The sequence below is a fragment of the Delftia sp. ASV31 genome (genome assembly GCF_016428765.1).
Classification (GTDB): domain Bacteria; phylum Pseudomonadota; class Gammaproteobacteria; order Burkholderiales; family Burkholderiaceae_C; genus Comamonas; species Comamonas acidovorans.
On record NZ_JAELTK010000360.1, the window covers coordinates 1 to 239 of the forward strand.

Annotated in this window: 2 tRNA genes; both read left to right on the forward strand. The window is 54.4% G+C overall.

The features are described 5' to 3' along the window. The first annotated feature begins 23 nt into the window (after positions 1 to 23). Positions 24 to 98, forward strand: a tRNA-Val gene (locus JHD82_RS29820). A 37-nt stretch (positions 99 to 135) separates the two neighbouring features. Then, a tRNA-Val gene (locus JHD82_RS29825) sits at positions 136 to 210 on the forward strand. Positions 211 to 239 lie beyond the last annotated feature (29 nt).

Below are 239 nucleotides of genomic sequence, written 5' to 3' on the forward strand. Positions count from 1 at the left end.
GTTGGCCTAGCCGCCAGCTTCTCGGGTGATTAGCTCAGCGGTAGAGCACTGCCTTCACACGGCAGGGGTCACATGTTCGATCCATGTATCACCCACCATTTTTTCCAAAGAGGTTGGCCTAGCAGCCAGCTTTACGGGTGATTAGCTCAGCGGTAGAGCACTGCCTTCACACGGCAGGGGTCACATGTTCGATCCATGTATCACCCACCATTTTTTCCAAAGAGGTTGGCCTAGCAGCC